Origin of the sequence: Yoonia sp., from assembly GCF_046292185.1 — a bacterium.
Classification (GTDB): Bacteria; Pseudomonadota; Alphaproteobacteria; order Rhodobacterales; family Rhodobacteraceae; genus Yoonia.
The window spans coordinates 1-2,545 of the sequence record NZ_JBKBQY010000161.1; the positions used below are offsets into that span (position 1 = coordinate 1).

A 2,545-nucleotide genomic window follows, 5' to 3' on the forward strand; every position below is an offset into this window, starting at 1 on the left:
GCATAGGAAAACGGTATTCTGCCGAACCCTTGGGTGATGTCCGACACCGCCAGACCATCCGGCAGGCGCTGCACGATCCCGGTTTCGGAATTGGCCAGTTGCAGCGTTGTGCGTGCCGGATCAGTGACCTGCACGGCACCATTCACCACCGGCAGGACCGGATCGACCCAGGCATGGACCGCGTCATGCTCAATGGGTGCGGCCTGCAATCCGCGCCCGGCGAGGGCAAGTGCCGCCGCCTCTGTCGCGCCGGACACAAAGACGATATCCGCCTCGCCCGCGCCGACGGCCTCGGTCACCTGCGCGCGGGCGCGTTCAACGATGGCCTTGGCGGCGCGCCCTTCGGCATGAACGCTGGACGGATTACCCGCCACATCCATCGCCGCCAGCATTGCTGCGCGTGCCTCGGCCCGCAGGGGCGTGGTGGCGTTATGATCCAGATAGACCCTCATTCAGGGGCGACCCATAGTGTGGCAGTCAATCCTCATCGACCACCTCGAACAATGCGGGGACTGCGGGGCATGGTGCCAGACCGTTGCTGACCACATCCGACAGGCGTGCCTGATGCAGAAAGACATAGACATGCGCGCTGAGCCCTTCCCACAGCCGGTTGGTCAGCGATTGCGCGCGGCTGCCCGAAGCGCCGCCCGATGCGCCCGCACCCTTGTGCATGGCTGATACGGTTTCATCCACAGCACCCAGAATTTCCGCCACGCGGATTTCGGACGCTGGCCGCGACAACCGATACCCACCGCCCGGCCCGCGTACGGAATCCACCAGACCGGCGCGGCGCAGCTTGACGAACAATTGTTCCAGATAGGGCAAGGAGATATCCTGCCTTTTGGAAATCTCGGTCAGATTGACCAACGCATCGTTCGGCTGCAAGGCCAGATCGGCCAGAGCGACCATTGCATAGCGGCCTTTTGTGCTTAACTTCATTTCCGCAACCTGCCCAATTCCTGCAAATCCATTGACGGCGCACGGCTGCGTCATTACTCAACCGTGAACCAGACGGGGGTATCTGTCCCCAGTTTAGAATCCTTCTAAGGTGCCCGAGTGTTTTCGTCAAGAAAGCACGCACCCAACCAGCGACGGAAAAACATATGCCCGAAGTCATCTTCCCCGGACCCGAAGGACGCCTTGAAGGGCGCTATCATCCGCAAAAGGACCGTGACGCGCCAATCGCCATCGTGCTGCATCCGCATCCGCAATTCGGCGGGACGATGAACAACCGGGTGGTTTATAACCTGCATTACGCCTTCTATAATCTTGGGTTCACCGTGCTGCGGTTCAATTTCCGCGGCGTCGGGCGCAGCCAGGGCGAATATGATCAGGGTGTCGGCGGATTGTCCGATGCCGCATCGGCGCTGGATTATCTGCAATCGATGAATTCCAATGCCAAACATTGCTGGGTCGCTGGCTTTTCCTTTGGCGCGTGGATCGGCATGCAATTGCTGATGCGTCGGCCGGAAATCACCGGTTTCATCTCGGTCAGCCCGCCTGCGAATATGTATGACTTCAGCTTCCTTGCGCCCTGCCCGGCCTCTGGTTTGGTGATCAACGGCAGCGGCGACCGGGTCGCACCGCCGCAGGATACGGTCACGCTGGTCAATAAGCTGCATGAGCAAAAAGGCATCACCATCACCCATGATGAAATGCAGGGTGCCGGTCATTTCTTTGAAGATCCGTATATGGACCCGATGATCGACACCGTCAAAACCTATGTCCGGCGGCGGTTGACAGAAAACACGCGCTGATCATGGCAGACAGCTATCTTGAAAAAGTTGCAGGCGAACTGGCTGATCTGGCTTTGGCTGATCAGGCCGCCTCTGGCGATATCGCTATCGTGGATCAGATCGGCGAAATGCTGGGGGCCTCGTCGCAGACCCTGCAGGAAAGCTATCTGACCGCCGTGCGTGTCCGGCGGGCCGAGGCACGGGCGCGGGCGCTGCTGGCGGAACGTGCCGCGCGCGGCTATGCCAAAACAGACCCCGCATCAAAAGCCAGCACCGCCCCGGCAGATCCTGTTCAGGATGCCCCGTCCGAGGAATCCGGCGGCGGCCCCCGCCGGGTGAAACGCTGATGACTGACAGGATCGACGCGCAGCTGGCTTTCCTGACAGAGGCCTGCAAGCTGAAATCCGTGCTGCGCGCGACCACGCTTTGCGATGGGTCACGGCGGGAAAATTCCGGCGAACATAGCTGGCATATCGCGCTTTACGCGCTGGTGCTGGGCGAACATGCCGGGGCTGACGTTGATATCAACCGGGTGATCCGCATGCTGCTGATCCATGATCTGGTGGAAATCGACGCAGGCGACAGCCCAATCCATGGCGATCATGACACGGCGGCGCAGGACGCCATCGAACAGGCCGCCGCCACCCGCATCTTTGGCCTGTTGCCGCCCGATCAGGCCGCAAGTTTCCGCGCGCTTTGGGATGAATTCGAGGCGGCGGAAACGCCCGATGCCGTTTTTGCCAAATCCATTGATCGGGTGCAGCCGGTGATCGCCAATCTGGAAACGGATGGCGGTACATGGCCCGCAT

The 2,545-nt window shown here is 60.8% G+C and carries 5 protein-coding genes; 3 read left to right on the forward strand and 2 right to left on the reverse strand.

Annotated features, from left to right (window positions below; all coding sequences use genetic code 11):
- Positions 1-452, reverse strand: a 452-nt coding sequence (locus ACK4TM_RS17345; protein WP_409703817.1) for an aminotransferase class V-fold PLP-dependent enzyme, incomplete at its 3' end; no start/stop codon positions are given.
- A 25-nt stretch (positions 453-477) separates the two neighbouring features.
- Positions 478-939, reverse strand: a complete 462-nt coding sequence (locus ACK4TM_RS17350; protein ID WP_409703820.1) for an Rrf2 family transcriptional regulator — start codon at positions 937-939, stop codon at positions 478-480.
- Between the two features lie 164 nt (positions 940-1,103).
- Between ACK4TM_RS17350 and ACK4TM_RS17355 the strand changes: the two genes are divergently transcribed.
- The 3 genes from ACK4TM_RS17355 to ACK4TM_RS17365 form a co-directional block, all read left to right on the forward strand.
- Positions 1,104-1,757, forward strand: coding sequence for an alpha/beta hydrolase (locus ACK4TM_RS17355; protein WP_409703823.1), 654 nt, complete (start codon positions 1,104-1,106; stop codon positions 1,755-1,757).
- A gap of 2 nt (positions 1,758-1,759) precedes the next feature.
- Positions 1,760-2,083 (forward strand): hypothetical protein, encoded by a 324-nt coding sequence (locus tag ACK4TM_RS17360; protein ID WP_409703826.1) that lies wholly within the window; start codon positions 1,760-1,762, stop codon positions 2,081-2,083.
- The coding region (locus ACK4TM_RS17365) for an HD domain-containing protein (protein ID WP_409703828.1) at positions 2,083-2,545 on the forward strand (463 nt) is incomplete at its 3' end. The genes ACK4TM_RS17360 and ACK4TM_RS17365, both read left to right, overlap by 1 nt.